This is a genomic window from Halorubrum aquaticum, assembly GCF_900113615.1.
GTDB classification, from domain to species: Archaea; Halobacteriota; Halobacteria; order Halobacteriales; family Haloferacaceae; genus Halorubrum; species Halorubrum aquaticum.
This window is the reverse complement of sequence record NZ_FOPZ01000002.1, coordinates 224891-248025: the sequence shown is the minus strand read 5'-3', so window position 1 is coordinate 248025 and position 23135 is coordinate 224891. Positions and strand designations below refer to the sequence as shown.

The following is a 23135-nucleotide window of genomic DNA, read 5'->3' as shown; positions in this document are numbered from 1 at the left end:
CATCCGAAAAAGCGTTTCCTCCCGGCCCCCGACGACGGCGTCAACCGATCCGGCGATCGTAGACGTACAGTCCGATCCCGAGACACAGCGCGACGACTCCGGCCGCCGCGACGCCCAGACCGACGACGAAGCCGGAGAATCCGGGACCGAAGTCGTCGACGTGACCGGTGACGTACACGCCGTAGAGCGTGTCACCCTTCCAGATCGGGGTCGGGAACCGGTCGACGTAGGGGGCGTCCGCCCTCGGCCGATGGCCCGGGTCCGCCTCCGTGGAGCCGTTCAACACGCCGTCCACGGTCCGGCGCTCGCCGTCGGAGAGGTCCTCGTATCGGGGTGCTTCCTCGGCGACGGCGTCGGCCACGGGAGCGAGCGAGACGGGTTCGGCGCGAACGCTCGATCCGTCCTCGGCGACGCGCAATCGGTAGTACCCCTCGGTGCCGTCGTCGGTGTCGTGGAGGAACGCGTACTCGTCGGCGATCGCCCGGAGGTCCGCGCGGGCACCTGCGTCCGACACCGTCGCCGAACCGGTCGCCATCGCCGACTCCAGCGCGCGGCGGGTGGCGTTGACCGACCGGTACTCGTCCGCGTGGCGCGCGGCGAGCCGATAGTCGCCGATCGCGACTTCGTCGCCGTACCGGTCGACGAACCGCTCCCGGTCGGATTCGTCCTCGAGATCGACCGGCTCGGCCGCGTATACCTGGGACGTCCGTGCCGGCGATGACGTGGCCTCCGCCGCCAGGCCGAGGTACTGCGGTGCCGGGAGGCACAACAGTCCGACGACGACGAGCAGGAGGGCTACTCGGCGACGGTCCATCGGCGGGAGCGTTCTCGCCTCGGTTGCAAGTGCTTTGTGGGGACCTGCCCCTTCGACGATCGAACTCGCGGGAGGGCCACGGTGGGTAGTACTAACACGTAGCCGGTCGAACTCCGACTCACCCATGCCTGACGCCGCCGATCGACCGAACGACGGGACCCGTCGTCCCCCCGACCGTCGTCCGACCTTCAACGTCACCCACGAGTCGACGCCCAGCGAGACGCTCATCGCGGGCTTCTCGGCGTACGGTCTCGCGGGGCTCACCGCCGTCGACTACCTGATCGAACGCCTCGAATTGGAGGTTCGGGGCCACGTCACTGCCGAGGGACTCCCCTCGATCACGCCGTTTCAGAAGGGTCGGCCGCGCCACCCGACCCGACTGTACTCCGCGGACGACGTGGACGTGACGGTCCTCGTCTCCGAGCAGTTCGTCCCCTCGGTCCTCGGCGAGTCGCTCGCGACGTCGGTCCTCGAGTGGACGGCCGCGAACGACGTCGACGAGGTCGCCGTCCTCTCGGGGGTGCCGATCCCGCACGGTCCCGACGCCCACCGGACGTTCTACGTCGCGACGGACGACTACCGCGAGACGCGGCTCACGGACGCGGACGTCCCGCCGATGGAGTCCGGATTCCTCGACGGCGTGAACGCCGCGCTGCTCGAGCGCGGCATGGAGTCCCCGCTCGGGGTCGGCCTGTTCGTCACGCCGGTCCACGCGCAGGCACCCGACGTGGAGGCGGCAGTCAGGCTCGTCGAGACGGTGACCGACCTCTACGACCTCGACGTCGACGCCGGTCCTCTCGAGACGTTCGCGGCCGAGATCCGTCGCCACTACGAGGACCTCGCCGAGCGGATCGAGGAGCGCGAGCCGGAGGGTACCTACGACCGGATGTACATGTAACCCGTCCCACGCGTCGTCGCCGACGTATCCGCCTCTAGAATCGGGTACAACTCATCTCATAGTAAAAAGCTATACCGGATGCGACCGTCGGACCGGACATGGCAGACGATCTCCGGGCGACGCTCGATCACGTCGGGGACCGGTTCAACCTGGGAGAGTACGAGATCGACGCGTACCTCGCGGTGTTGGAACACGGCGAGTTGACGGCGAGCGACATCGCCGACCGGACCGACATCCCGCAGCCGCGGGTGTACGACACGGTACGGAGCCTCGCCGACCGCGGGCTCGTCGAGCTCCGCGAGTCGCGTCCGATGAAGATCGTGGCGGTCGATCCGGACGACGCGTTCGACGAGCTCCGTTCGTCGTTCACGGAGATGGTCGACGAGCTCGAGGCCCGATACACCGCGCCGACCCGCGAGACCGAGGCGGTGTCGCTCGTGAAGTCCCGCTCGACGATCCTGCGCTATCTCGAGGAGGTGATACACGGCGCGGAGTACGAACTCGCCGTCTCGCTCACCCCCGACCTCCTCCGCCGGTTCCGCGAGGAGCTGAAACGGAAGGTCGAAAACGGCGTCAGCGTCGAACTCCTCGTGACGCCGGCCTCCCGTGCGCCCGACCCCGAGGAGTTCGACTACCTCGAGGTCGCGACCATCGCACGCTCGCGACGGGGGATCACCACGCCGGTCCTCGCGGTCGGCGACGGGGAGTACTCCGTGTACGCGACCCAGGACGCCCTGCGCGACGACCGCGAGCGGTACGGCGTCATCTTCAACCGCTCCGCGCTCGGCTTCCTCGTCTCCGGGTTCTTCGGGACGGTCCTGTGGACGACCGCGGAGACCCTCGCCTCGAACGGGAAGGCCCGACCCTTCCCGCGCCGGTACGCCTCGATCCGTCGGGCGGTCAAGGACGTCCGCGAGTTCGACGGCGACGACTTCTACGCGACGGTCGAGGGTCGCGACATCGAGACGGGCAGGTCGGTCACGGTCCGCGGGCGGGTGGTCGACGTCGCGTTCGAGGACACCGAAGAGGTCGCCTCGCTCGTCGTCGAGACCGACGACGGTCCGGTCGAGATCGGCGGCCGCGTCGCCGCGCTGGAGGACGTGGAGGGACAGGTGATCGTCATCGGTCGCGAGGAGCCGCCCGAGATCTGATCGGTCCCGTCTCGAACGCACGGAAGGTCACGGCGTCCGGAACCGCGCGTCGGACCCCGGTTTCACGCCGGAAGGACGCCGCCGATCGCTGCCGGGAGGAGCTCGGCCGCGACGTACACCGCCGCGTAGCCGACCAGCGCGGCCGTGATCCCGGCGAGCGCGGTGAACGTGACCGCGAGCGCCGACGGCGGGACGGCGACCCGGCGGCGTAATCCGTCCAGACTCGGAGCCGAGAGGCCGGAAGCGAGCGTTCGCGATCCCGCCGTCTCCGGCACCCACGTTCGCCACTCCGTCGTCCCGGGCATCCACGTTCGCAGTCCCGCCGGACCGGGCGCGACGGACAACCCGCCGCAGACGACGCCGACGGCGAGGATCGAGAACACGAAGTGATACGACACCTCGAGCGTCGGCGGCGCCATGAGGACGGCGGCGACGCCGTAGGCCAGCCCGGCGGCGGCGCGCGGGTCGATCGCGTCCCGCCACGACCGGTCGGTCACGGTCGCGACCGCGACCGCCGCGAGCCAGATGACGGCCAGCTCGAGCGCGAACGCGCCGAGGAGGTGGACCGTCGGGTCGCCGTGGAGCAGCACCCGTCCGTCGAGGAGACGAGCGCCGAACGGATAGAACAGTTTCGGGGGTTCGCCGGTGACCAGATCGCCCCACGGATGCGAGAGCAGTCCGAAGACGGCCGCGACCGCGACGGCCCGTCCGGAGAGGTCGGTCCGGAGCCGACCGAGCGTCGCGAGCGCGAGCCCGCCGACCGCGAACGCCCCGAGGACGACCAGTCCGAGCGTGCCGTTCTGTGCCGAACCGACCCCGACGAGCGCGGCCAGAGCGGCGATCGAGAGGACGGAGCCGACCGCTCGGATCGAGGGTCGACGGTCCCACACGACCGCCCAGAGGCCGAACGCGCCGCCCGCGAGAAGCGAGACGACGAGCGAGTGGGTCAGCGCGCGGTGGACCTCGCGGGTGGCGTCCCAGAGGGTGCTCGGTCGGGTCAGCGAGGCCGCGGTGAGGCTCCCGAGGTCGATCGCGACCGCCGCGTACGCCATGTCGACGTCGGGGAGGGCCGCGAACGCCCCCGCGACCGCCCCGAGCGCCAGCGCGCGATCGGCCGACCAGCCCAGCCGGTCCGCGAGGAGGGTCGCGAGGGCGAACGCGAGCAGCGCGTGGCCGATGAACACGTCGGCGGGAATACGACCGCGAGGGAGATAAACGGCTCGCAGGTTCGGTGTGACCCATCCACACGCCGTCGTGCGAGCGTGTCTCATCCGGTACCCACTTACCGACGCGCGCGACAGGGGACGGTATGGACGTTCACGTCACTCGATCCGCGGTCGGAGGAACGGCCCGCGCACCGCCCTCGAAGAGCTACACCCACCGGGCGCTGCTCGCGGCGGGGTACAGCGCCGGCGCGACGGTGGCCTCCCCGCTCGTCTCCGCGGACACGCGCGCGACCGCCCGCGCCGTGACCGCCTTCGGCGGCTCCGTCGAGCCCGTACCCGACGAGTGGGAGTCCGACCAGGACGCGCTCGACGTCGACGGCTTCGACGGCCGGCCCGCGGTCCCAGACGACGTCATCGACTGCGGGAACTCGGGGACGACGACCCGCCTCGTGACCGGGACCGCCGCGCTCGCCGACGGTGGCACCGTCCTCACCGGCGACTCGTCGCTCAGATCGCGCCCGCAGGGGCCGCTGCTCGAGGCGCTCGACGATCTCGGCGTTCGCGCCGAATCGACCCGCGGCAACGGGCAGGCCCCTCTCGTCGTCTTCGGGCCGCTCTCGGGCGGCGAGGTGGCGATCCCCGGCGACGTCTCCTCGCAGTACGTCACCGCCCTGCTGATGGCCGGCGCGGTCACCGGCGACGGGATCGAGGTGTCGCTGACGACGGAACTCAAGTCCGCCCCCTACGTCGACATCACGCTCGAACTGCTGGCCGACTTCGGGATCGACGCCGAACCCGTCGGCAGCGAGACCGCCGACGGCGCCGAGGGCTTCGTCGTCCCCGGCGGACAGACCTACGCCCCCGAGGACGGCCGGTACGCGGTTCCGGGGGACTTCTCGTCGATCTCGTACCTCGTCGCCGCGGGGGCGGTCGCGGCCGATCCCGACGGCGCCGTCCGGATCGAGGGGGCGCGACCGAGCGCGCAGGGGGACGCCGCCATCGTCGATGTCGCGGACCGGATGGGCGCGGCGATCGACTGGGACCGCGAGGCGGGCGTCATCACGGTCAAGCGCTCCACGCTCTCGGGCGTCGAGGTCGACGTCGGCGACACGCCGGACCTGCTCCCGACGATCGCGACGCTCGGGGCGGTCGCTGACGGCGACACGCGGATCACCAACTGCGAGCACGTCCGCTACAAGGAGACCGACCGGGTGGCCGCGATGGCCGAGGAGCTGGAGCGGCTCGGCGCGGAGACCACCGAGGAGCCCGACGTCCTCACGGTCCACGGCTCGGAGAGCGACCTCCGCGGCGCGACCGTCGACGGCCGGGCGGACCACCGGATCGTGATGGCGCTCGCGGTCGCCGCGCTCGCCGCCGAGGGGACGACGACGATCCGCGGGGGCGAACACGTGGACGTCTCGTTCCCGACCTTCTTCGAGACGATGGCGGACCTCGGCGCGACGGTCGACCGAACGGAGTGACCTGATCGGGACCCGAACGACCGCCTACCCGTCGGCCGCGGGCAACCGCACCGTGACGACGCCGCCCTTCCCGTCGGACCGGTCCCCGATCGAGAGGCTCCCGTCGTAGTGTTCGATCACCCACTTGGCGAGCCACAGCCCGAGCCCGCTGCTGTGTTGGAGCTGCGTCTCCGTCCGGTCCTCGTTGATGAGCGCCATCTCGTCGTCGGGGAACCCGTCGCCGTCGTCGAGGATCTCCACTCGAACCGCGCCGTCGGTCCGGGTTCCGCGGAGGGTGACGCTCGGCGGGTCCCCGCCGTACCGGAAGGCGTTGTCGATCAGTTCACCGAGGGCCGTGTCGAGGTGCTCACCCGCCCTCGCGGTACAGGTCGGATCGATGTCCGTCTCGAGGGTTCCGTCGGGGTACTCCTCCTCCCACTCGGCGCGCTCGTCGTCGACGACCGTCGCGAGGTCGACCGGTCGCCGGTCGTTCTCGCCCTCGAGGAGGTCGTCGAAGACGCGGATCTGCGACTGCGTGTTCCCGAGGTCCGATCCGATCTCCGTGATCCGCCGACCGAGGTCGAGTCCGTGGTCCGGTCCACGTTCGTCGCCCGCCTCGTCTCCGCCGTCCGCCGAGAGCTGTTCGCCGTAGCCGATCAGGAGCTGGGCGGCGTGTCGCAGGTCGTGACGAACGAACCGGTTCATCACGGCCGCCTTCTGGCGCTGTTTCACGAGTCGCCGGGCGCGGATCCGCCGCACGTCGTTGAAGCCGATCAGGACGTGCGCGAACGCGCTGACGGCCACGACGATGGCCCCGGAGACGAGCGGCTCCACCACGTTCCCGCCGCCCGCGACCTGGAAGGAGTACACCAACACCAGAACGGCACTCGTCGCGACGACGCCGAGCGCGTTCCACCCGGCGATCCGGAGCAGGTGTCGCGACTCGACGTCGGCGCGGTACCCGATCGGTCCGGTGAGCGTGAAGGCGACGCCGAAGAGGAGCGTCACGCCCGTGACGACCGCGTCGACGACCCCTGTCGTGCCGGTCGTGAACCCGCGGACCGCGATCGCCGCCAGCCCCACGCCGGTGAAGCTGATGACGAGCGCCCCGGTGAGACGGCTCGTGTCCATGGTCTCCCTGTCACCGAGTCACACACATAATCGTGATGGATCGGATCGTTTCGGAACCTCGAAACGATCCGCGGGGCCGTCGCCTAGATCACGCGCTTGCCGAAGGCGCTGGCGGCCAGTTCCGTCGCGAGCTCCGCCGTCTCGTTGTGCTGGTCGAGCGTCGGGTTCACCTCGACGAGCTCCATCGACCGGAGACAGTCCGCGTCGTCGACGATCTCCATCGCGCTGTGGGCCTCGCGGTAGGTGACCCCGCCGCGAACCGGCGTCCCTACGCCCGGCGCCTCCTTGGGGTCGAGCCAGTCGAGGTCGAGGCTGACGTGGACGCCGTCGACGCCCGCCGAGGCGGCCGCGAGCGCGTCCTCGGTCACGTCCGTGATCCCCCGCTCGTCGATGTCCGACATCGTGTAGGCGGTGAATCCGTGTTCGCGCAACAGCTCGACCTCGGCGCCGTCGACCGACCGAAGCCCGACGAGCGCGACGTTCTCCGGGTCGAGTCCCGACGCGTTCGCCCACTCGGTGTCCGCGAACTCGCCGATCCCGAGCGCCGCCGCGAGCGGCATCCCGTGGACGTTGCCCGAGGGCGTCGTCGAGGGGGTGTTGAGGTCGGCGTGGGCGTCGAACCACACCGCGCCGACGTCGGCGTTGCGGGCGGCGCCCACGAGCGACCCGATCGCGATCGAGTGGTCGCCGCCGAGCGCCAGCGGGACCGCCCCCTCCGCGAGGGTCCCGTCCACCTCGTCGGCGAGCCGCCGGCAGACGTCGGCGACCTCGTGGAGGAACTTCGCGTCGCCCTCCGCCGGCGCGTCGGTGTCCGGGTCCCGCTCCTCGGCGCGGGGGACGGGAAGGTCCCCCGCGTCGACGACGTCGACCCCCGCGTTCGCCAGCTCGTCGGCCAACCCGCCGTAGCGGATCGCCGACGGGCCCATGTCGACCCCGCGTCGGTTGGCTCCGTAGTCGGTCGGCGCGCCGATGATTCTGACTCTCGTCATACCGGTAGGGGGACTCCCCACCGCTTGAAAGGTGTGGGTTCGCGAAGCGCCGGATCCGTCACGGTTTCGTCGTCGACGCCGAACGAACGCACATGGGAGGAAACGACGCGGGGGAGAACGACGCGGACGGGAACGACGCCGACGGAGGCGGCCGCGAGCCGGGGCCGGTCGATCCGGAGGAGATCGGCCCGGCCGGAGCGATGATCGCCGTCGCGTTCACGGGGTCGGTGATCGCATTCGTCGGGTTCGGACTGTTGGTTCTCCTCGGCGACGTCGGACTCGTTCTCGCCGGGGTCGGGCTCCTCGTCGTGCTCGCGAGTCCCGCGGCGTATCTGCGGTACCGGCAGCTCTACCGGTGAACGACGGCGAACGCGAGGGTCGTGGTCCGCCACGGTCGATCCGTTTATAAGTGACTTCCATCGCCTTTATGCGGGGCCGCCATGTACTCGGATCCATGTCATCGATCGAACTCACGTCGAGCCAGAAAAGCATCCTCTCGGCGCTCATCAACCTCTACGGTGAGGAGGAGGACGCCGTCAAGGGGGAAGCGATCGCCGAGGAGGTCGACCGGAACCCGGGGACCATCCGGAACCAGATGCAGAGCCTGAAGGCGCTCCAGCTCGTCGAGGGCGTTCCCGGCCCGAAGGGCGGGTACAAGCCCACGTCGAACGCCTACGAGGCGCTCGACATCCAGCGGATGGACGAGCCCGCACACGTCCCGATCAAACACGAGGGCGAGACCGTCGAGGGCGTGAACGTCGACGGCATCGACCTCTCGAGCGTCCACCACCCCGAACTCTGCCGAGCGGAGATCCACGTCCAGGGGTCGGTACGTGACTTCCACGAGGGCGACTCCGTGACGGTCGGTCCCACGCCCCTCTCGAAGCTGCTCATCGACGGCACCGTCGACGGGAAAGACGACACCGCGAACGTCCTCATCCTCCGGATCGACGACATGCACGCGCCCGCGGGAGAAGCCGCGCACTGACACAGCGGGAGGAGCCACTGAGGGGTGCGACCGACACGGATGGTCGTGAATTCGTTTTCGTGCTCGCTATCCGAGAGCGACGCGGCTCGGCGTCGATGAGTGGAGGATCGAGGATCTGGTTCCTGCGGGGTCCCGTTTTCAGACGCGGCATCGAGTGAAACTGCCGGTCGCTGAATAGTGCTTGTAGGACGGTTGTTTCGATGGGGACCGGGCTGATAGGAATGGGATCGTTGCTGGCGCGGTGAACACCGCCAAAGCCCCAGTCGTGAGGACGCCGCACGCTCGCTGTGGTCCTCGGTCGCTCACTGTGTTCGCTCCCTGCGGTCCTTACGTCGCGTGCGGCGTCCTCACGACTGCCCCTTTGAATCCCTCCCCGTACCACGACCGCACCGCACCTCACGCCTCCCCAGCCTCGCGGTTCGCACTCTCCGAGTGCTCACCGCATCCCTCGCGGGCTCCTCGCGCCCCTCCGGGGCACTCGGAGGCGCGCCACCGAATCGGTCATTACTTCGACTGTAGTGAGCATCCACGAGCGAAGCGAGCGGTTCACCGACGGAGCCGTCGAAGACGGCGGAGTCGGCTTTTTCCCTCCAGGTTTTTCGAGGAGGGGTTCTCGAAGTGAACGCAGTGAGCGCCGGGAACCCGACGAGAAAAAGGTGGTCTTACATGTCGCCGAACGCGCTCACGCCGCGTCCGGTCGAGGAGACCTTCGCGATCCAGCGCGAGGCGATCGCCTTCTTCAGGAGCTTCGCCGGGGTGCCGCCGAACGTCTTGATCGGCATCCCGACCACGTCGTGAGCGACCGCCTCCTCACCGACGGAGACCACGGTCCCCTTGTCCTCGTGTTGCCACGACTGGAGCGGCGCGCCGCGGGCGGCCCGAGCGAGGTTCTCGCCGGCGATCTCCGCGGCCTGCCAGGCGGCCTGCGCGGTCGGCGGCGCGACGTCGTCGCCGCCCTGGTCGATCAGGGCGGTGTCGCCGATGGCGAACACGCGGTCGTCGCTCGTGGTGAAGTCGGACTCCGCGAACACGCGGTTCGAGCGGTCGTCCTTCTCGATCTCGACCGCGTCGAGCTCCTCCTGGCCGGTGATCCCGCCGGTCCAGATCAACACGTCGTAGGCCAGTTCCTCGGGCTCCTCGTCGTCGCCGCCGCCGAGGTACACCGCGTCCTCGTCGGCCTTCGAGATGAAGTCGCCGGTGAGGATCTCCACGTCGGCGTCCTCGAGCCGCTGGCGGAGCGCGCCCTGGACCTGCGGGTCGTTGCCGGGGAAGACCTCGTCGAGCCCCTCGACGAGCTTGACGTCTATGGGGGCGCGGTGCTTGTCGCGGTACTCCGCGATCTCGCCGGCGGTCTGGATCCCCGAGAGGCCCGCGCCGCCGACGATGACGGTGGCGGGCTCCGACCGGGTCGCGTTCCCGGCCGCCTCGCGGACGTCCTCGTGGATCGCCCGAGCGTCGTCGAGGCTCTTGAGCTGATGGGCGTGTTCCTTCAGGCCGTCGATGCCGAAGAAGGCGGTCGTGGAGCCGATCGCCAGAAGCAGGTAGTCGTACTCGACGGTCTCCTCGCCGTCGGTCTCGACCACCTGCTCGTCGGTGTCGACGTCGACGACGCGATCCTTGAGGAACTCGCCGTCCTCGGACATGATCTCGCCGACGGGGATGGTGATGCTGTCCTCGACGGCGGGGTTCCGGATCGCGCGGTGGACCTCGTGTAACACGAGGTGGTAGTCGTGTTCCGAGATCCAGGTGAGCTCCGCCTCGCCCTCGCCGACCTCGTCTTCGAACGCCTTCACTGCCCCGGCACCGGCGTAGCCGGAGCCGACGACGACGACCTGAGTTGTCATGGGTGCCGATCCGCGGTCCGCGGGTAAAGACGCTTTGGAACCGCACTCACACGGAGCCGACACGTTTGGAGCCGCTCTCGCGTGGAGCCGCCGCGGGATCGTCGACGCGTCCGCTCCGCCGCCCGCTCAGATCGAGAGCCCGGCGTGCCAGCGATCGACGCCGGCCTCCCGTTTGATCTCGTCCATGCGCGCGAGCAGCTTCACGGCGAGGCTCGCGGTCTCGGCTGCCCGCGACTCGCCCTCGGTCCGGAACTCGCCGGTGACGCGGTTCGCGTACACCGAACAGACCGCGCCCGCGCGCAGGCCGTACACGTTCGCGATCGTGAGGATCGCCGACGCCTCCATCTCGATGTTCTTCACGTTCGCGTCCCGGAGCGCCGCGACCAGTTCGTCGGAGCCGGCCGCCTCGAACCCCTCGAACCCCGGACGGCCCTGTCCGGCGTAAAACGAGTCGGCACTCATCGTGATCCCGGCGTGGTAGTCGTAGCCGAGCCGTTCGGCGGCGGCGACGAGCGCGGAGACGACCTCGCCGTCCGCGGTCGCCGGGTAGTCCTCGCGGACGTACTCGTCGCTCGTCCCCTCCTGGCGGACCGCGCCGGTCGTGATCACCAGGTCGCCGACGTCCATGCCCGGCTGGATGGCGCCGCAGGAGCCGACCCGGACGAACGTGTCGACGCCGACGCGCGTCAGTTCCTCGACGGCGATGGCCGCGGAAGGGGACCCGATGCCGGTGGAGGTGACGGAGATCGGCGCCCCGTCGTAGGTCCCGGTCGCGGTGCGGTACTCGCGGTGGGAGGCGACCTCCTCGTGGTCGTCCCACAGGGAGGTGATCTTGTCGACCCGCTCGGGGTTTCCGGGGAGCAGCACGGCGTCGGCGACGTCGCCCGCGCCGACCTCGAGGTGGTACTGGACCTCGTCGTTCGGATCCTCGCTGTCGCCGGCGGCTTCCGCGTCACGCTCGTCGGTCATGTCCCCGACCTTCGACGAGGCGTTTAAAAGTAGTTCCGCCTCGGTCCGAGAGCGGCTGACGGCTCCGCGTTCACGGCGTCCGCGCGTCGTCGAGCGTTCCCTCGCTGATCGTGTTCGGGAGCAGTTCGCCGAGGGTGTACTCGCTCGTCCCGTCGTCGCCCTCGTCACAGACGACGGGGAGGTCGTCGCTCGCGAACTCGGCGAGGCTCTGTCGGCACATCCCACAGGGCGTGACGCCGTCGCGCACGCCGGAGGAGACGGCGAGCCGATCGAACTCGCGGTGGCCGTTCTTCACCGCCTCGGCGAGCGCGACCTCCTCGGCGTGGAGGCTGTTGGAGTAGTTGGCGTTCTCGATGTTACAGCCGGTGTAAACCGTGCCGTCGGCGGTTCGGAGCGCGGCGCCGACGCGGTACTCGGAGTACGGAACGTGGGCGTCGTCGAGCGCGTCGCGGGCGGCCTCGATGAGGTCCATGCCCCTCACTCGACCGGCGGACCGATAAGCGGCCGGGTCGCGGTTCGAAGCGGTCGGGGACGGTCCGAGCCGATCACCGGCCGGTGTCGTACTTGTAGGTGGCCGACTCCGGGTCGATCCCGAAGTCCTCGGCGGATTCGGTCGACTCATCGGCGTCGGGTTCGTCCGCAGGCCCGCCGCCGGCGTCGGCGTTCTTGAAGACCTCCCGCAGCCGCTCCGGCATCTCGAAGTCGTCGACGTCGGCGTGGAGGCCGACCACGCCGCCGCCGAGGAACTCGCGCTTCTCCTCGAGCCGGTCGGACAGCGCCGCCGGGAGGTCGTCGGTGTCGACCTCCTCGAAGCCGAACTGCGTCAGGTACTCGGGCTGGTCGGTGAGCACGTACACCGTCTCGAACCCCTCGGCGGCCGCGGTGTCGACGAGCCGCTCGACGACGTGTGCCCCGACGCCCCGGCCCCGCCACTCCGGAAGGACGCCGATCCCGGTGAGTTCGATCCGTTCCGCGTCGTCGCCCCGGTGGAGCCGAAGCCGCCCGAATCCGGCCCGATCGCCGGTCTCCTCGTCGACCGCGATCACGTAGTCCCGTGACCGGAAGGCGACGTCGTCGAGCCCCAGCCGCTCGATCGCGTCCAGTAACCACGCCTCGTCACGGTTCTTGGCGTCGCGGACGTACATACGCCGTCCTACGAGGCCGAGGATAAAAACGGTTCGCCGGTCGCGGTGGAGCGGCCGCCCTCGCGAACGGATTCGACCGCGAGATAGGTACTAATTATTATATGAACGGCGAAAGGGCGCCGATCTGGCGGTCGGAATTCGGCGTGATCCGCCGTCAGTAAAGAAACGAAGCGAGGCGAACGGGGTCCCTGATGACACGGATCCGTCCGAACATTCATAAGATAAAATATGTTTACATCGATCGATACGAGATCGGCACTCGACGGATTTCAAATGAAATTACGGGAGAATTCGTCTGATATGAAAGAGTGATGAACGATATCAAAGACATTTCATCCAGTATCGCCCGGTTTCGGCCGAGACAGCAACTCATTAATAAGTAAATTTATAATGGAGGATGCGAGACTACTGGATACATCCATGACAGATAGACGGACGAAAGTCGACGAGTCGGCGGAAGTGAATCGTCGGATGCTCCTCGCGTCCGGCGGCGCGCTCGCGACGGGAACGGTCTTCGCCGGATGTCTCGGCGGCGGAGGCGGCGGAAGCGACGACGGCGGCGACGGCGGGTCGACCACGCAGGTCGCGATCATCTCGAGCCCGGCCGGGTTCGACGACAACGCGTTCAACGACAACGCGGTTCAGGGACTCGAGCAGGCGTCCGAGGACCTCGACCTCGAGTACACGACGGTCGAGGAGACCGAGGAAGCACAGTACGAGTCCGTCCAGGCCGACGTGGCCGAGAGCGGCTACGACCTCATCATCTGCGTCGGCGACAACCACACCGACCCGCTGACGACGAACGCCGGGGAGTATCCCGACCAGAACTGGATGCTCATCAACAACGTCGTCGAGGACGCCGACAACGTCTCGGGCTGGATCGAGATGAACAACGAGATGTCGTTCCTCGCGGGCGTCGCCGCGGGCGTGATGACCCAGGAGGACTTCGAGTACGAGGGCAGCTCCACCGACCCCGACGGGTCGACGGTCGGCTTCGTCGGCGGCGAGGACATCCCGCTCATCAACGCGTTCGAGCAGTCCTACATCGAGGGCGTCGAATGGGTCGACGACGGCATCGAGGTCCTCACCGGCTACGGCGGGAGCTTCTCGGACACGGGCGCGGCCAACGACGTCGCGTCCTCGCAGATCGACGACGGCGCCGACATCGTCTGGCACGCCGCGTCCGCGGCGGGCGGCGGTGCCTTCTCGGCGGCCCAGGAGGCGGGACGCTTCGCGCTCGGCGTCGACGTCGACCAGTCCGTCACCGAGGAACAGTACCAGGACGTCATCCTCGGTTCCGCGGTCAAGGCGCTCAACGAGGCGACGTACACCGTCTCGGAGGCGGTCGTCAACGGGAACTTCTCCGAGTACGTCGGCGAGCAGAACCTCTCCGTCGAACAGGGCAGCATCGACTTCGTCGTCGGGCAGGCCTTCGAGGGTGAACTCCCCGACGCGCTGAACCAGAACATCCAGGACGCGAAGGACGGCTTCGAGAACGACGAGATCGAGCTGACCTGCGGCCCGACCAGCTGCTGAACGGTTCCTCGCGGTCCTGTCCCAATTTATAATCATTCACCATGAGAACACGATGACGCGTAACGCACCCGCGGTCCGTCTCGAGGGGATAACGAAGCGGTTCGGCGACGTGGTCGCCAACGACGAGGTCGACTTCACGCTCGAGAACGGGTCGATCCACGCCCTCCTCGGCGAGAACGGATCGGGCAAGACGACGCTGATGAGCGTCCTGTACGGCCTGTACGACCAGAACAGCGGAACGATCCACGTCGACGGCGAGGAGCGGACCTTCGAGTCGCCACGGGACGCGATGGACGCCGGGATCGGCATGATCCACCAGCACTTCCAGCTGGTGAAGCCGATGACGGTCCTCCAGAACGTCATCCTGGGTCACGAGCCGACGGAGGGCGGAACCGTCGACGAGGCGAGCGCCAGAGCCGACATCGAGGAGATCTGCGAGCGATACGGGTTCGACATCGACCGACACCTCGACACGGCCATCGAGGACCTCGACCTCGGCGCACAACAGCGCGTGGAGATCGTCAAGAGCCTCTACCGGGGTGCGGAGATACTCGTCCTCGACGAGCCCACGGCGGTGCTCACCCCCCAGGAGGTCGACGGTCTGATGGAGGTGATGAACGACCTCCGTGCGGACGGTCGATCGCTGATCTTCATCTCCCACAAGCTGGACGAGGCCCTCGAGATCGCGGACGACATCACCGTCCTTCGGGACGGGAAGGCCGTCGGCACGGTCCCCGCCGCGGAGACGACCGAACAGGACCTCGCCCGGATGATGGTCGGCCGCGAGGTCCTCTTCGATCGCCTCGAGCGGGAACCCGGAACCGGCGGTCCCGTCCTCGAAGTCGAGGGGCTCCGCGTGCCGGGCGACCGCGGCCGCGAACAGGTTGAGGGAGTCGACCTCACCGTTCACGAGGGCGAGATACTCGGCATCGCGGGCGTCCAGGGCAACGGACAGAGCGAACTCATCGAGGGCGTCACCGGGCTGCGTCGGCCGTCCGCCGGCACCGTCCGGCTGAACGGGACCGACATCGCCGACCGGAGCCGCCGCGACCGGATCGAGGACGGGATCGCCTACATCCCCGAGGACCGACAGACCGAAGGGCTCGTCCAGGAGTACACGCTCCAGCGGAACGCCCTCCTCGGCAACCAGACGATAGAACCGTACGCCGAGAACGGGATCCTGAACTGGGAGGCGGTGAACGACCACGCCGCAGACGTCATCGAGGAGTACGACGTCCAGCCGCCGAACCCGGAGACGGACGCGGAGTCGCTCTCGGGCGGCAACCAACAGAAGTTCATCGTCGGGCGGGAGATCGGCCACGACCCGGAGGTCCTCGTCGCGTCGCACCCGACCCGCGGCGTCGACATCGGGTCGATCGAGTTCATCCACAAGCGGTTGATGGAACTCCGGGACGAAGGGGTCGGAGTCCTGATGGTCTCCTCGAAGCTCGAGGAGATCCAGAAGCTCTCCGACCGCATCGCGGTGATGTACGAGGGCAAGTTCATCGACGTCGTCGACCCCGAGGCAGTCACCGAGTCCGAACTCGGACTCCTGATGGCCGGCCGGACGCTGGCGGAGGGATCGGGTGACGGATCGGAGTCCGCCGACGCCGACGGAGGTGTCTCGTCGTGAGCGGTTCCGAGACCGGATCGGACGGCGGCGCGCTCGGCGCGCTCGCGGCCCGTCTGCTCGACGCGTCGGTGCTCGAACGGATCGGGATCGGGATCGCGTCGACGGCGCTGGCGCTCCTCATCGGGCTCGTCATCGCGGCGGCCGCCGGCTACGACTCGATCCGGTTCGCCAATCAACTGCTCGTCGGGGCGTTCGGGAGCGAGCGGGCGATCGCCCGGACGCTCCGGAGCACGACGATCTTCGTCATGACCGGCGTCGCGGTCGCGGTCGCGTTCCGCGCCGGCGTGTTCAACATCGGGGTTCAAGGACAGTTCGTCGTCGGCGGGTTCTCCACCGTCGTCTCGATCGTCTGGCTCGGCGCGTTCGTGCCCTCCGGAGCGGTCGGCGGGATCGTCCTGATGCTCTTCGGGACCGCCGTCGGCGTCGTCGCCGGCGGCCTCTACGGCGCGCTTCCCGGCGTGATGAAGGCGTACGGGGACGCGAACGAGATCATCACGACGATCATGTTGAACTTCATCGCCACCGGGTTCGTCGGCTGGCTCGTCGCGGGTCCGTTCGGGGCTCCGGAGGCGACGGCGACGCGGACCCGGCGGCTCCCCGAGAGCGTGGGGCTTCCCCAGGTCGTCTTCGGCGATCCCAACCTGTCGATCGTCGGGATCCTCCTCATGCTCGGCGTGGTCGCGCTCATCGCGGTAATCATGACGCGAACCCGATTCGGGTACGACATGGTGACGAGCGGGTATCAGGACACCGCGGCGACGTACTCGGGCGTCGACGCGAAGCGGATGGTCATCTCGACGATGGCGCTCTCCGGGATGGTCGCCGGGCTGACGGGCGCGCTCTTCGTTATCATGATCCAGGGATACTACACCGACCCCTCCGGGATCGGCAACTACGGGTTCGACGCGATCGCCGTGAGCCTGCTCGCGGCCAACAACCCGGTGGGCGTGCTCCCGGCCGGGCTGCTCTTCGGCGGACTCGAATCGGCGGGCTCACACGTTCAGATCAACAGCGACATTCCCGTCCAGCTGATCGACGGGATCGTGGGACTCGTGGTCCTCTTCGTCGCGGCTCCGGAGCTGTTCCGGATGATCGCTGCGCGCACGGGACTCGGAGGTGACGCCGAATGAGCGGCTCCGAGTACCTCGACGCCGCTCGGCTCCGGCTCGGCGGGATCACGCTCGTCGTCCTCGCGGCGCTCGCCGCGGTCCTCGCTCTCGGGTTCGACGTCGACCTCTCCCGGCTGATCACCTGGGGATTCGTCACTCGATCGCTTGAGATGGCGACCCCGATCGCGCTCGCGGCGATCGGCGGGCTGTACGCCGAGAAGAGCGGCGTGTTCAACATCGGCCTCGAGGGGTTCATGATCATCGGCGCGTTCACCACGGCCGGCACGATGTTCGCGCTCGGCGGGACCTCGCCGACGCAGGGACACGTCTGGGCCGCGATCCTCGTCGCGGTCGCCGTCACGACGCTCCTGACCGTGATCTTCGCCGTCCTGTTGATCCGGTACAAGGCCGACCAGATCGTCGCCGGGCTGGCGGTCTGGTTCGTCGGCCTCGGGTTCGCCCCGTTCGCGGCGGCGCTCATCTGGGGGAGCCGGTCGAGCCCGGGGCTCACGAACATCAACGAGCTGGCGCTCGGGCAGTCGCCGCTCGTGTTCCTCACGATCGTCCTCGTCGGCGTCGCCTGGGTGTTCCTCTACCGCACCCGGTACGGCTACTGGATACAGGCCGCCGGGGAGAACCCGGAGGCGCTCGACACCGCCGGCGTCGACGTGAATCGCGTCCGCTACGCGACGGTGGTCTTCTCCGGCGCGATGGCGGGACTCGGCGGTGCCGTGCTGCTCGCTCACGCCGGGAACTTCGTGGGAACCGGTTCGACGATGGTCGACGGTCGCGGCTGGATCGCCATCGTGGCGTACCTGTTCGGCAACTACAACCCGGTCGGTGCCGCGGCGGCCGCGCTGCTGTTCGGCGCGCTGGACATGCTGAACGTCCAGTTCCAGACGGTCGGGATCGAGGTCTCGGCCCGGCTGGTCAACCTGCTGCCGTACGTCGCGGTGCTCGTGGTCCTCACGGCCTACGGGAAGACCCGGATCCCGGCGGTCGTCGGCGAGCCCTACGAGACCGAGGAGTAGGTTCCGGGGTCACCCCCACCCGTCGTGCGTCTCGAGGCTCCCTCACCCGTTCGTGGAGCGCTCGTCGAGCGCGACCGGGATCGACCGGGACGCGACGTCGCCGGCGAACGCCTCTCCGTCCGCCTCCAGGTCGTCGAAGGTGTCGTAGTGGATCGGGACGACTAGCTCGGGAGCCATGCGTTCCGCGAGGTCGGCGGCGGCGTGACGGTCGGAGACGATCCCGCCGCCGCCGATGTTCGCGAGGAGGACGCCCACGTCGAGTTCGGCGAGTCCGTCGAGCGCGTCGCCGTCGCCGGGCCAAAGCACGGTCCGGTCTCCGACCGAGAACAGGAAGCCACAGCCGAACCCCTCCGGGTGCGGGACCGTCCCGTCGTCGCTCGCACAGGGACCGTTCGGCTCGTTGTGCGCGGCGACCGTCCAGACGGTGACGGTTCCGTCGTCGGTCTCGACGTCGATGCGGGCCTCGTCGTCGACGCGAACCACGTCGTAGTCGGCGGAGAGCGCCTCGATCGACTCCACGTCGCGACCGATCCGCTCCGGATCGACGGCGTCGTAGATCACGAGCGTCGCGTCCGCGTCGGCGACCGAGCGTATCCCCGCCGGATCGTAGTGGTGGTCGTGGGTGACGACGACCACGTCGCCGTCACGAGCCCAGTAGTCGTCGAGAACGCCGTATCGACCGGGGTCCGTATACACCACCGGCCCGTCGTCGGCGGAGACGCGGGCGGTCGCGTATCCGAGCCACTCCACGGAGAGGTCGTCGTACCTGACGGTCATGCCCCGCGATCCGGGCGCTCGACCCTTGAGGGTGACTATCCGCCTCCGATACGCTCCCCGACGACGAGGTCCCACGCCTCGTCGACGTCGACGTCCGGCCCGACGACGTGTTCGGGAACGAGCGGCATCGGAACGGGGACGTATCCCGCGGCACGCATCGGCGCGAAGCCGCTCACGGTCTCGACGACCGTCCCGTCGTCGCCGCGACGGACGCGGAACCGCTTGTCCGCCGGATCGCGCCGGTAGACGTACGGGAACGCCTCGGATGGCGGCGTCCGAAGGCTCTCCGTACCGCCGAGCACGGCGACGGGACGGTCGTCGACCTCGCAGATCAGTCGAGGGACGGCAGGTCGTCCGTCCGGGTCGATCGCGGCCGAGTCGACCCCGGCTACGGACGGGACCGGGCCGACCGGGGTGTCCGTCTCCCGCCAGCGGAACGCGGGATCCGCGTCGATCCCCGACTCCCGACCGGCGAGGTCGTCGACTCGAACGCAGGCGTACCCGCCGGCGGCCCCCGGGATCCCGCCGGTGTCGACGGGGATCCTGTCGGGACCCGCGTGGAACGTCCGGCGACCGTCGGACTCGGCGACGAGGAGCGGCGGGTCGGTGAGGAACGACCGAACCGCGTCCGCGACGGCGGCGTCGGCGACGACGAACAGCGCTCGTCGGTCGCGGTCGAGCGCGTGACCGAGACGGGAGACGACCGTGGTCGGCGTCGCGTCCGCCTCGGTGAGCGGCTCGATCCCGAGCGCCTCCTCGCCCCGTACGGCGAGCGCCGGCGGCTCCGCTCGGGTCTCCGGTCGGGAGACGTCGTACCCGCGCGCCGCGAGCCGGTTCGTCGCCGCCTCCGTGAGTCGCCGGCGCGCCGCGTCGCCGAGGGGGTCGGGCATGGGCGTCGGTACGGGCCCGACCCGGAAGCGGCTTTCGCGTGCGTCGCGCTCAACTCGGGCCGGCGTCGGCCGAGTCGGCGTCGTCACCGTCGGCCGCCCGGGCCTCGCCGTCGGCGAGCCTCGCGACCCGTTCGAGGGTGTCGGCCGCCTCGGCGGACTTGTCCTCCCGGACGCCGACGAACCGGGGGAATCGGAGGGCGTAGCCGGAGCCGTACGTCGGGGACGTCTGGATCTCCTCGTAGCCGACCTCCAGGACGACCTCCGGGCGGATCCGTAGCTCCGTCCCGGACTCGGCGACGACGTGCGGCTCCAGCCGCTCCGTGAGTCCTTCGAGCTCCTCGTCGGTCAGTCCCGTCGCGACCTTCCCGATGGGTTCGTAGTCGTCGCCGTCGCGGACCGCGAGCAGGAACGTCCCGAACAGCTCCGCGCGACGGCCCTCGCCCCACTCCGCCCCGACCACGACCGCGTCGAGCGTCTCCACGTCGGGCTTCCGTTTCAGCCAGTCGCGCCCGCGGTTCCCCGGCGTGTACGCCGACGCCGGGTTCTTCAACATGACGCCCTCGTGGCCCGCCTCGAGCGCCGCGGACTCGATCCTCGCGACCGCCTCCGCGTCGTCGACGATCCGGAGCTCCGCGGCCGCGTCGGGCAGGACGTCCACGAGCCGGTCGTGGCGGACGCGGAGGGGTTCCTCGAGGAGGTCGATCCGGTCGTCACCGGCGGCGTCGCCTCCGGAACCGTCGTCGCTCTTGGCGTCGGAACCGCCCGCGAGCAGGCAGTCGAACGCGTGGAGCCGACAGGTCACCGCCTCGCGCATCCGGTCCACGTCGTGTTTCCGGCGGAACCGGCGAAGCACCTCCTGAAACGGCAGCGGCGAGCCGTCGTCGTCGACCGCGACGACCTCCCCGTCGAGGACGACCGGGACCTCGACCCGGTCCGCGACGTACTCGACGATCTCCGGCAGCGCGTCGGTCACGTCGTCCATGTTCCGCGAGTAGAGCCGCGGCCCGAACCCGTCGGGCCCCGGCGCGTAGTGGATCTGGACGCGGGCCCCGTCGAACTTCGTCTCGACGGCGACCTCGCCGAACGAGTCGACGGCGTCCGCGGCGGTCCCCGCCTGCGCCAGCATCGCCTGGACCGGCCTGCCGACCCGGATCCGTTCCCCGTTCAGTCCCTCGATACCCTCCTCGCGGGCGAGACGCGCGACGTGCCCGTAATCGTTGGTCACCTGGAGCGCGCGCTCGACGGCCGCGTACGCCTCGTCGGTCGCCCGGTTCGCGGCATCACCGTCCTCGCCGTCCTCATCGTCGGTCTCGGTCGCCGGGTCATCGTCCCCTTCGCCGTCGGTCGCGTTCGCCGGGTCATCGTCCCCTTCGCCGTCGGTCGCGTTCGCCGTGTCATCCTCCTCGTCGTCGGTCTCCACGAGGAACGCCTCGGCGACCGCGTCCCGGACGGTCCCCTCGCCGACGCCGATCCGCATCTCGCCGAGCACGAGGCGTGCGAGCGTCCTCGCCTCCGCGGGGTCACACCGGTTGAACAGCCCGAAGAGGGCGTCGACCTTCCGCGACTCGCTCCCCTCCCCCGTCGCGGCTGCGAGCTCCCGGAGCGTCCCGTCGACTTCGGCGACGGTGAGCGAACTCCTGCCGTCGCCGAACGCCGAGAGCCCCCGCTGTCCGCCGAAGTCGAACCCGGCGGCGACCGCGCCGATCTCCCCGCGCGCCGCGAGCCGCTCCTCCACGTCGTCGGCGGTGACGTTCGGACCGGCGGCGCGGGCGATGGCCTCGCGACACGACGCGGGACCGATATCGAGGGTTCGGTCGTCGTGTGCGGGGTACGTCCGACCGAGCAGGAACCGGGTCACCGTCCCGAGGTCGTCGCCGGCGTCGACGAGAAGGCCCGCGACGATCGCGGTCGTCTCGAGGTCGGCCGGCTCGGCCTCCAGTTCCTCCACCCGCTCGGCGAACGCGGCGAACTCCATGTCCCGGCTCGGCGATCGGTGCTCAAAAGCGAACCGCTCCGGGTCGGGGCTCTTTTATTACAGGGGTTCGTCCGGCCATCGCATGAGCACCGAGTCGACCCTCGCCGACGGCGTCCGGGACGCGCTCGCCGTCGACGCGGAGGAGTTCGCCGCGCGCGCCGAGGAGGAGGCGGAGGTCGTCAAACAGGGACTACACGACGGGGCGTTCGACAACCACCAGTCGATCGTCGGCTTCGAGTACGAGTTCTACGCGGTCGCCGACGGCCGCTGGAGCGAGGAGTCCCGCGCCGGGGAGTACGCCCTGATGCGGGTGCCGCGCCGCCTGCTGGAGCTGATGGGATTCGAGAAGGAGCTCGGGCTCCACAACGCCGAGATGTCGACGAGCCCGCAACCGCTCTCCGATCACGGCCTGCGCGCCCAGCTCGCCGAGGTCCGCGCCCGCCTGGAGGCGGCGGAGAACACCGCGGGGGTCGAGGGGATGCGGCTCGTCTCCGACGGCGTCTGGACCATCCCCCCCGCCGGCGAGACGGCCCGCGGATACCTCACCGACAGCGTCGACCTCGACGGCGTGACGGTCGCGGCGAACATGAGCGACGCCGTCCGCTACCACGCGATGGCGAACGCCGGCGACGAGGCGGCCGTCACCCTGGAGGCCCCCGGCGTCACGCTTCGGGCCGACACGGTGATGCCGGAGAGCCTCATCACCTCGATCCAGCCGCACTATCAGGTCGCACAGGCCGACACGCTGCCGATCCACTTCCGGTACGCGCTCCGGATCGCGGGGCCGCTTCTCGCGCTCGGCGTGAACTCGCCGTTCCTCCCGCCGGACCTCTACGACGACGACTGGGACGCGGAGCGGGTCCTCGAGGAGGGCGCGACGGAGAACCGGGTTCACGTGTTCGAGTCCGTCCTCAACGCCCGGACGGACGCGGAGAAGGTGCGGTTCCCCCACGACCTCCACGACGTCGAGACCGCCGTCGACCGGATCGCGGGCGACGAGACGCTCGTCCCCCTGCCCGAGTCGGACGGAACCGACCGCTTCGACGACGCCTTCGCCACGTTCCGAACGAAACACGGCACCTACTGGCGGTGGGTCCGCCCGGTGTTCGAGGGGGCGAGCCGCTCGAGCGCGAACGCCCGGATCGAGTTCCGCCCGGTGCCCGCACAGCCGACCGTCCGGGACTCGATCGCGTTCCAGGCCGCGTTCGCGGGATTGATGGGCGCGCTCCCGCGACACGAACACCCCGTCATCGGACAGGAGTGGGAGACCGCACGGGACAACTTCTACGCCGCGGTCGCGGACGGGCTGGACGCCGAGATGGAGTGGATCGGCTACGACGGCGAACACACCACTGACGCGACGGAGATGTACGAGGACCTCCTCGACCACGCGGCCGCCGGCCTCCGGACCGCCGGCTGTTCGGAGACGGAGGCGGAGTCGTGGCTCGCCCCGCTCAGATACCGGGTCGACCACGAGGTGACGCCGGCCGCATGGAAGCGCGCCGGCGTCCGGTCGCGGCTCGCTGACGGCGAGTCGTTCGCCGACGCGGTCCACGACACCCAGCGGGCGTACATCGAGCGGCAGGCCGACACCCTCATCGACGGCGGGTTCTCGGAGTGGTAGTTCGG

21 protein-coding genes are annotated in these 23135 nt (G+C 69.6%); 10 read left to right on the top strand and 11 right to left on the bottom strand.

What is annotated here, in order from left to right:
* Positions 1-40 precede the first annotated feature (40 nt).
* The gene (locus tag F3H10_RS03295; protein ID WP_149783411.1) at positions 41-814 is read right to left on the bottom strand and encodes a hypothetical protein; all 774 of its coding nucleotides are present in this window, start codon (positions 812-814) and stop codon (positions 41-43) included.
* 124 nt (positions 815-938) lie between these two features.
* Here F3H10_RS03295 and F3H10_RS03290 point away from each other — a divergent pair, with 124 nt between their 5' ends.
* Positions 939-1712: a proteasome assembly chaperone family protein gene (locus tag F3H10_RS03290; protein ID WP_149783410.1), complete on the top strand. Its 774-nt coding sequence runs from the start codon at positions 939-941 to the stop codon at positions 1710-1712.
* Positions 1713-1810: 98 nt separating this feature from the next.
* Complete coding sequence (trmB, locus tag F3H10_RS03285) at positions 1811-2863, top strand: HTH-type sugar sensing transcriptional regulator TrmB (RefSeq protein ID WP_149783409.1); 1053 nt, start codon at positions 1811-1813, stop codon at positions 2861-2863.
* 62 nt (positions 2864-2925) lie between these two features.
* Here the strand turns inward: trmB and F3H10_RS03280 are convergent, their stop codons facing one another.
* Entirely contained in the window at positions 2926-4047 is a 1122-nt protein-coding gene (locus tag F3H10_RS03280) for a metal-dependent hydrolase (protein ID WP_149783408.1), read from the bottom strand.
* 125 nt (positions 4048-4172) lie between these two features.
* On the opposite strand from F3H10_RS03280, the gene aroA reads away from it, so the two are divergent.
* On the top strand, positions 4173-5510 hold the full coding sequence (gene aroA / locus F3H10_RS03275) for a 3-phosphoshikimate 1-carboxyvinyltransferase (protein WP_149783407.1): 1338 nt from the start codon (positions 4173-4175) through the stop codon (positions 5508-5510).
* 24 nt (positions 5511-5534) lie between these two features.
* On the opposite strand, the gene F3H10_RS03270 is transcribed toward aroA, so the two are convergent.
* On the bottom strand, positions 5535-6620 hold the full coding sequence (locus F3H10_RS03270; protein ID WP_149783406.1) for a sensor histidine kinase: 1086 nt from the start codon (positions 6618-6620) through the stop codon (positions 5535-5537).
* A gap of 83 nt (positions 6621-6703) precedes the next feature.
* Complete coding sequence (gene rocF / locus F3H10_RS03265) at positions 6704-7609, bottom strand: arginase (protein ID WP_149783405.1); 906 nt, start codon at positions 7607-7609, stop codon at positions 6704-6706.
* 92 nt (positions 7610-7701) lie between these two features.
* Between rocF and F3H10_RS03260 the strand changes: the two genes are divergently transcribed.
* Both F3H10_RS03260 and F3H10_RS03255 read left to right on the top strand, forming a co-directional pair.
* Positions 7702-7968, top strand: a complete 267-nt coding sequence (locus tag F3H10_RS03260; RefSeq protein ID WP_149783404.1) for a hypothetical protein — start codon at positions 7702-7704, stop codon at positions 7966-7968.
* A gap of 95 nt (positions 7969-8063) precedes the next feature.
* Positions 8064-8597: an Rrf2 family transcriptional regulator gene (locus F3H10_RS03255; RefSeq protein ID WP_142987723.1), complete on the top strand. Its 534-nt coding sequence runs from the start codon at positions 8064-8066 to the stop codon at positions 8595-8597.
* A gap of 662 nt (positions 8598-9259) precedes the next feature.
* On the opposite strand, the gene F3H10_RS03250 is transcribed toward F3H10_RS03255, so the two are convergent.
* The 4 genes from F3H10_RS03250 to F3H10_RS03235 form a co-directional block, all read right to left on the bottom strand.
* On the bottom strand, positions 9260-10441 hold the full coding sequence (locus F3H10_RS03250) for an NAD(P)/FAD-dependent oxidoreductase (protein WP_149783403.1): 1182 nt from the start codon (positions 10439-10441) through the stop codon (positions 9260-9262).
* Between the two features lie 126 nt (positions 10442-10567).
* A complete protein-coding gene (locus F3H10_RS03245; RefSeq protein ID WP_149783402.1) occupies positions 10568-11410 on the bottom strand; it encodes a nucleoside phosphorylase in 843 nt (280 codons plus the stop codon).
* A gap of 70 nt (positions 11411-11480) precedes the next feature.
* Positions 11481-11882 carry a cytidine deaminase gene (gene cdd, locus F3H10_RS03240; RefSeq protein ID WP_149783401.1) on the bottom strand — a complete coding sequence of 134 codons (402 nt, stop codon included), beginning with the start codon at positions 11880-11882 and terminating at the stop codon, positions 11481-11483.
* Positions 11883-11955: 73 nt separating this feature from the next.
* Positions 11956-12555: a GNAT family N-acetyltransferase gene (locus F3H10_RS03235; RefSeq protein ID WP_149783400.1), complete on the bottom strand. Its 600-nt coding sequence runs from the start codon at positions 12553-12555 to the stop codon at positions 11956-11958.
* Positions 12556-12975: 420 nt separating this feature from the next.
* Between F3H10_RS03235 and F3H10_RS03230 the strand changes: the two genes are divergently transcribed.
* Genes F3H10_RS03230 through F3H10_RS03215 form a run of 4 tightly spaced genes read left to right on the top strand, consistent with a single transcriptional unit; the run spans position 12976 to position 17864 of the window.
* The gene (locus tag F3H10_RS03230) at positions 12976-14091 is read left to right on the top strand and encodes a BMP family lipoprotein (protein ID WP_149783399.1); all 1116 of its coding nucleotides are present in this window, start codon (positions 12976-12978) and stop codon (positions 14089-14091) included.
* A gap of 52 nt (positions 14092-14143) precedes the next feature.
* Positions 14144-15724 (top strand): ABC transporter ATP-binding protein, encoded by a 1581-nt coding sequence (locus F3H10_RS03225; protein WP_149783398.1) that lies wholly within the window; start codon positions 14144-14146, stop codon positions 15722-15724.
* Complete coding sequence (locus F3H10_RS03220; RefSeq protein WP_394349700.1) at positions 15721-16854, top strand: ABC transporter permease; 1134 nt, start codon at positions 15721-15723, stop codon at positions 16852-16854. The genes F3H10_RS03225 and F3H10_RS03220 overlap by 4 nt, the downstream gene beginning before the upstream one ends.
* Positions 16851-17864 (top strand): ABC transporter permease, encoded by a 1014-nt coding sequence (locus F3H10_RS03215; protein WP_149783397.1) that lies wholly within the window; start codon positions 16851-16853, stop codon positions 17862-17864. Before F3H10_RS03220 ends, F3H10_RS03215 begins: the two co-directional genes overlap by 4 nt.
* Before the next feature lie 42 nt (positions 17865-17906).
* Here F3H10_RS03215 and F3H10_RS03210 read toward each other — a convergent pair whose 3' ends face one another.
* The 3 genes from F3H10_RS03210 to ligA are packed head-to-tail and all read right to left on the bottom strand — an operon-like array spanning position 17907 to position 21506.
* Positions 17907-18641: an MBL fold metallo-hydrolase gene (locus F3H10_RS03210; protein WP_149783396.1), complete on the bottom strand. Its 735-nt coding sequence runs from the start codon at positions 18639-18641 to the stop codon at positions 17907-17909.
* 35 nt (positions 18642-18676) lie between these two features.
* On the bottom strand, positions 18677-19531 hold the full coding sequence (locus F3H10_RS03205; protein WP_149783395.1) for a hypothetical protein: 855 nt from the start codon (positions 19529-19531) through the stop codon (positions 18677-18679).
* Between the two features lie 49 nt (positions 19532-19580).
* A complete protein-coding gene (gene ligA, locus F3H10_RS03200) occupies positions 19581-21506 on the bottom strand; it encodes an ATP-dependent DNA ligase LigA (protein WP_149783394.1) in 1926 nt (641 codons plus the stop codon).
* A gap of 82 nt (positions 21507-21588) precedes the next feature.
* On the opposite strand from ligA, the gene F3H10_RS03195 reads away from it, so the two are divergent.
* The gene (locus tag F3H10_RS03195) at positions 21589-23130 is read left to right on the top strand and encodes a hypothetical protein (RefSeq protein ID WP_149783393.1); all 1542 of its coding nucleotides are present in this window, start codon (positions 21589-21591) and stop codon (positions 23128-23130) included.
* Positions 23131-23135: the final 5 nt, after the last annotated feature.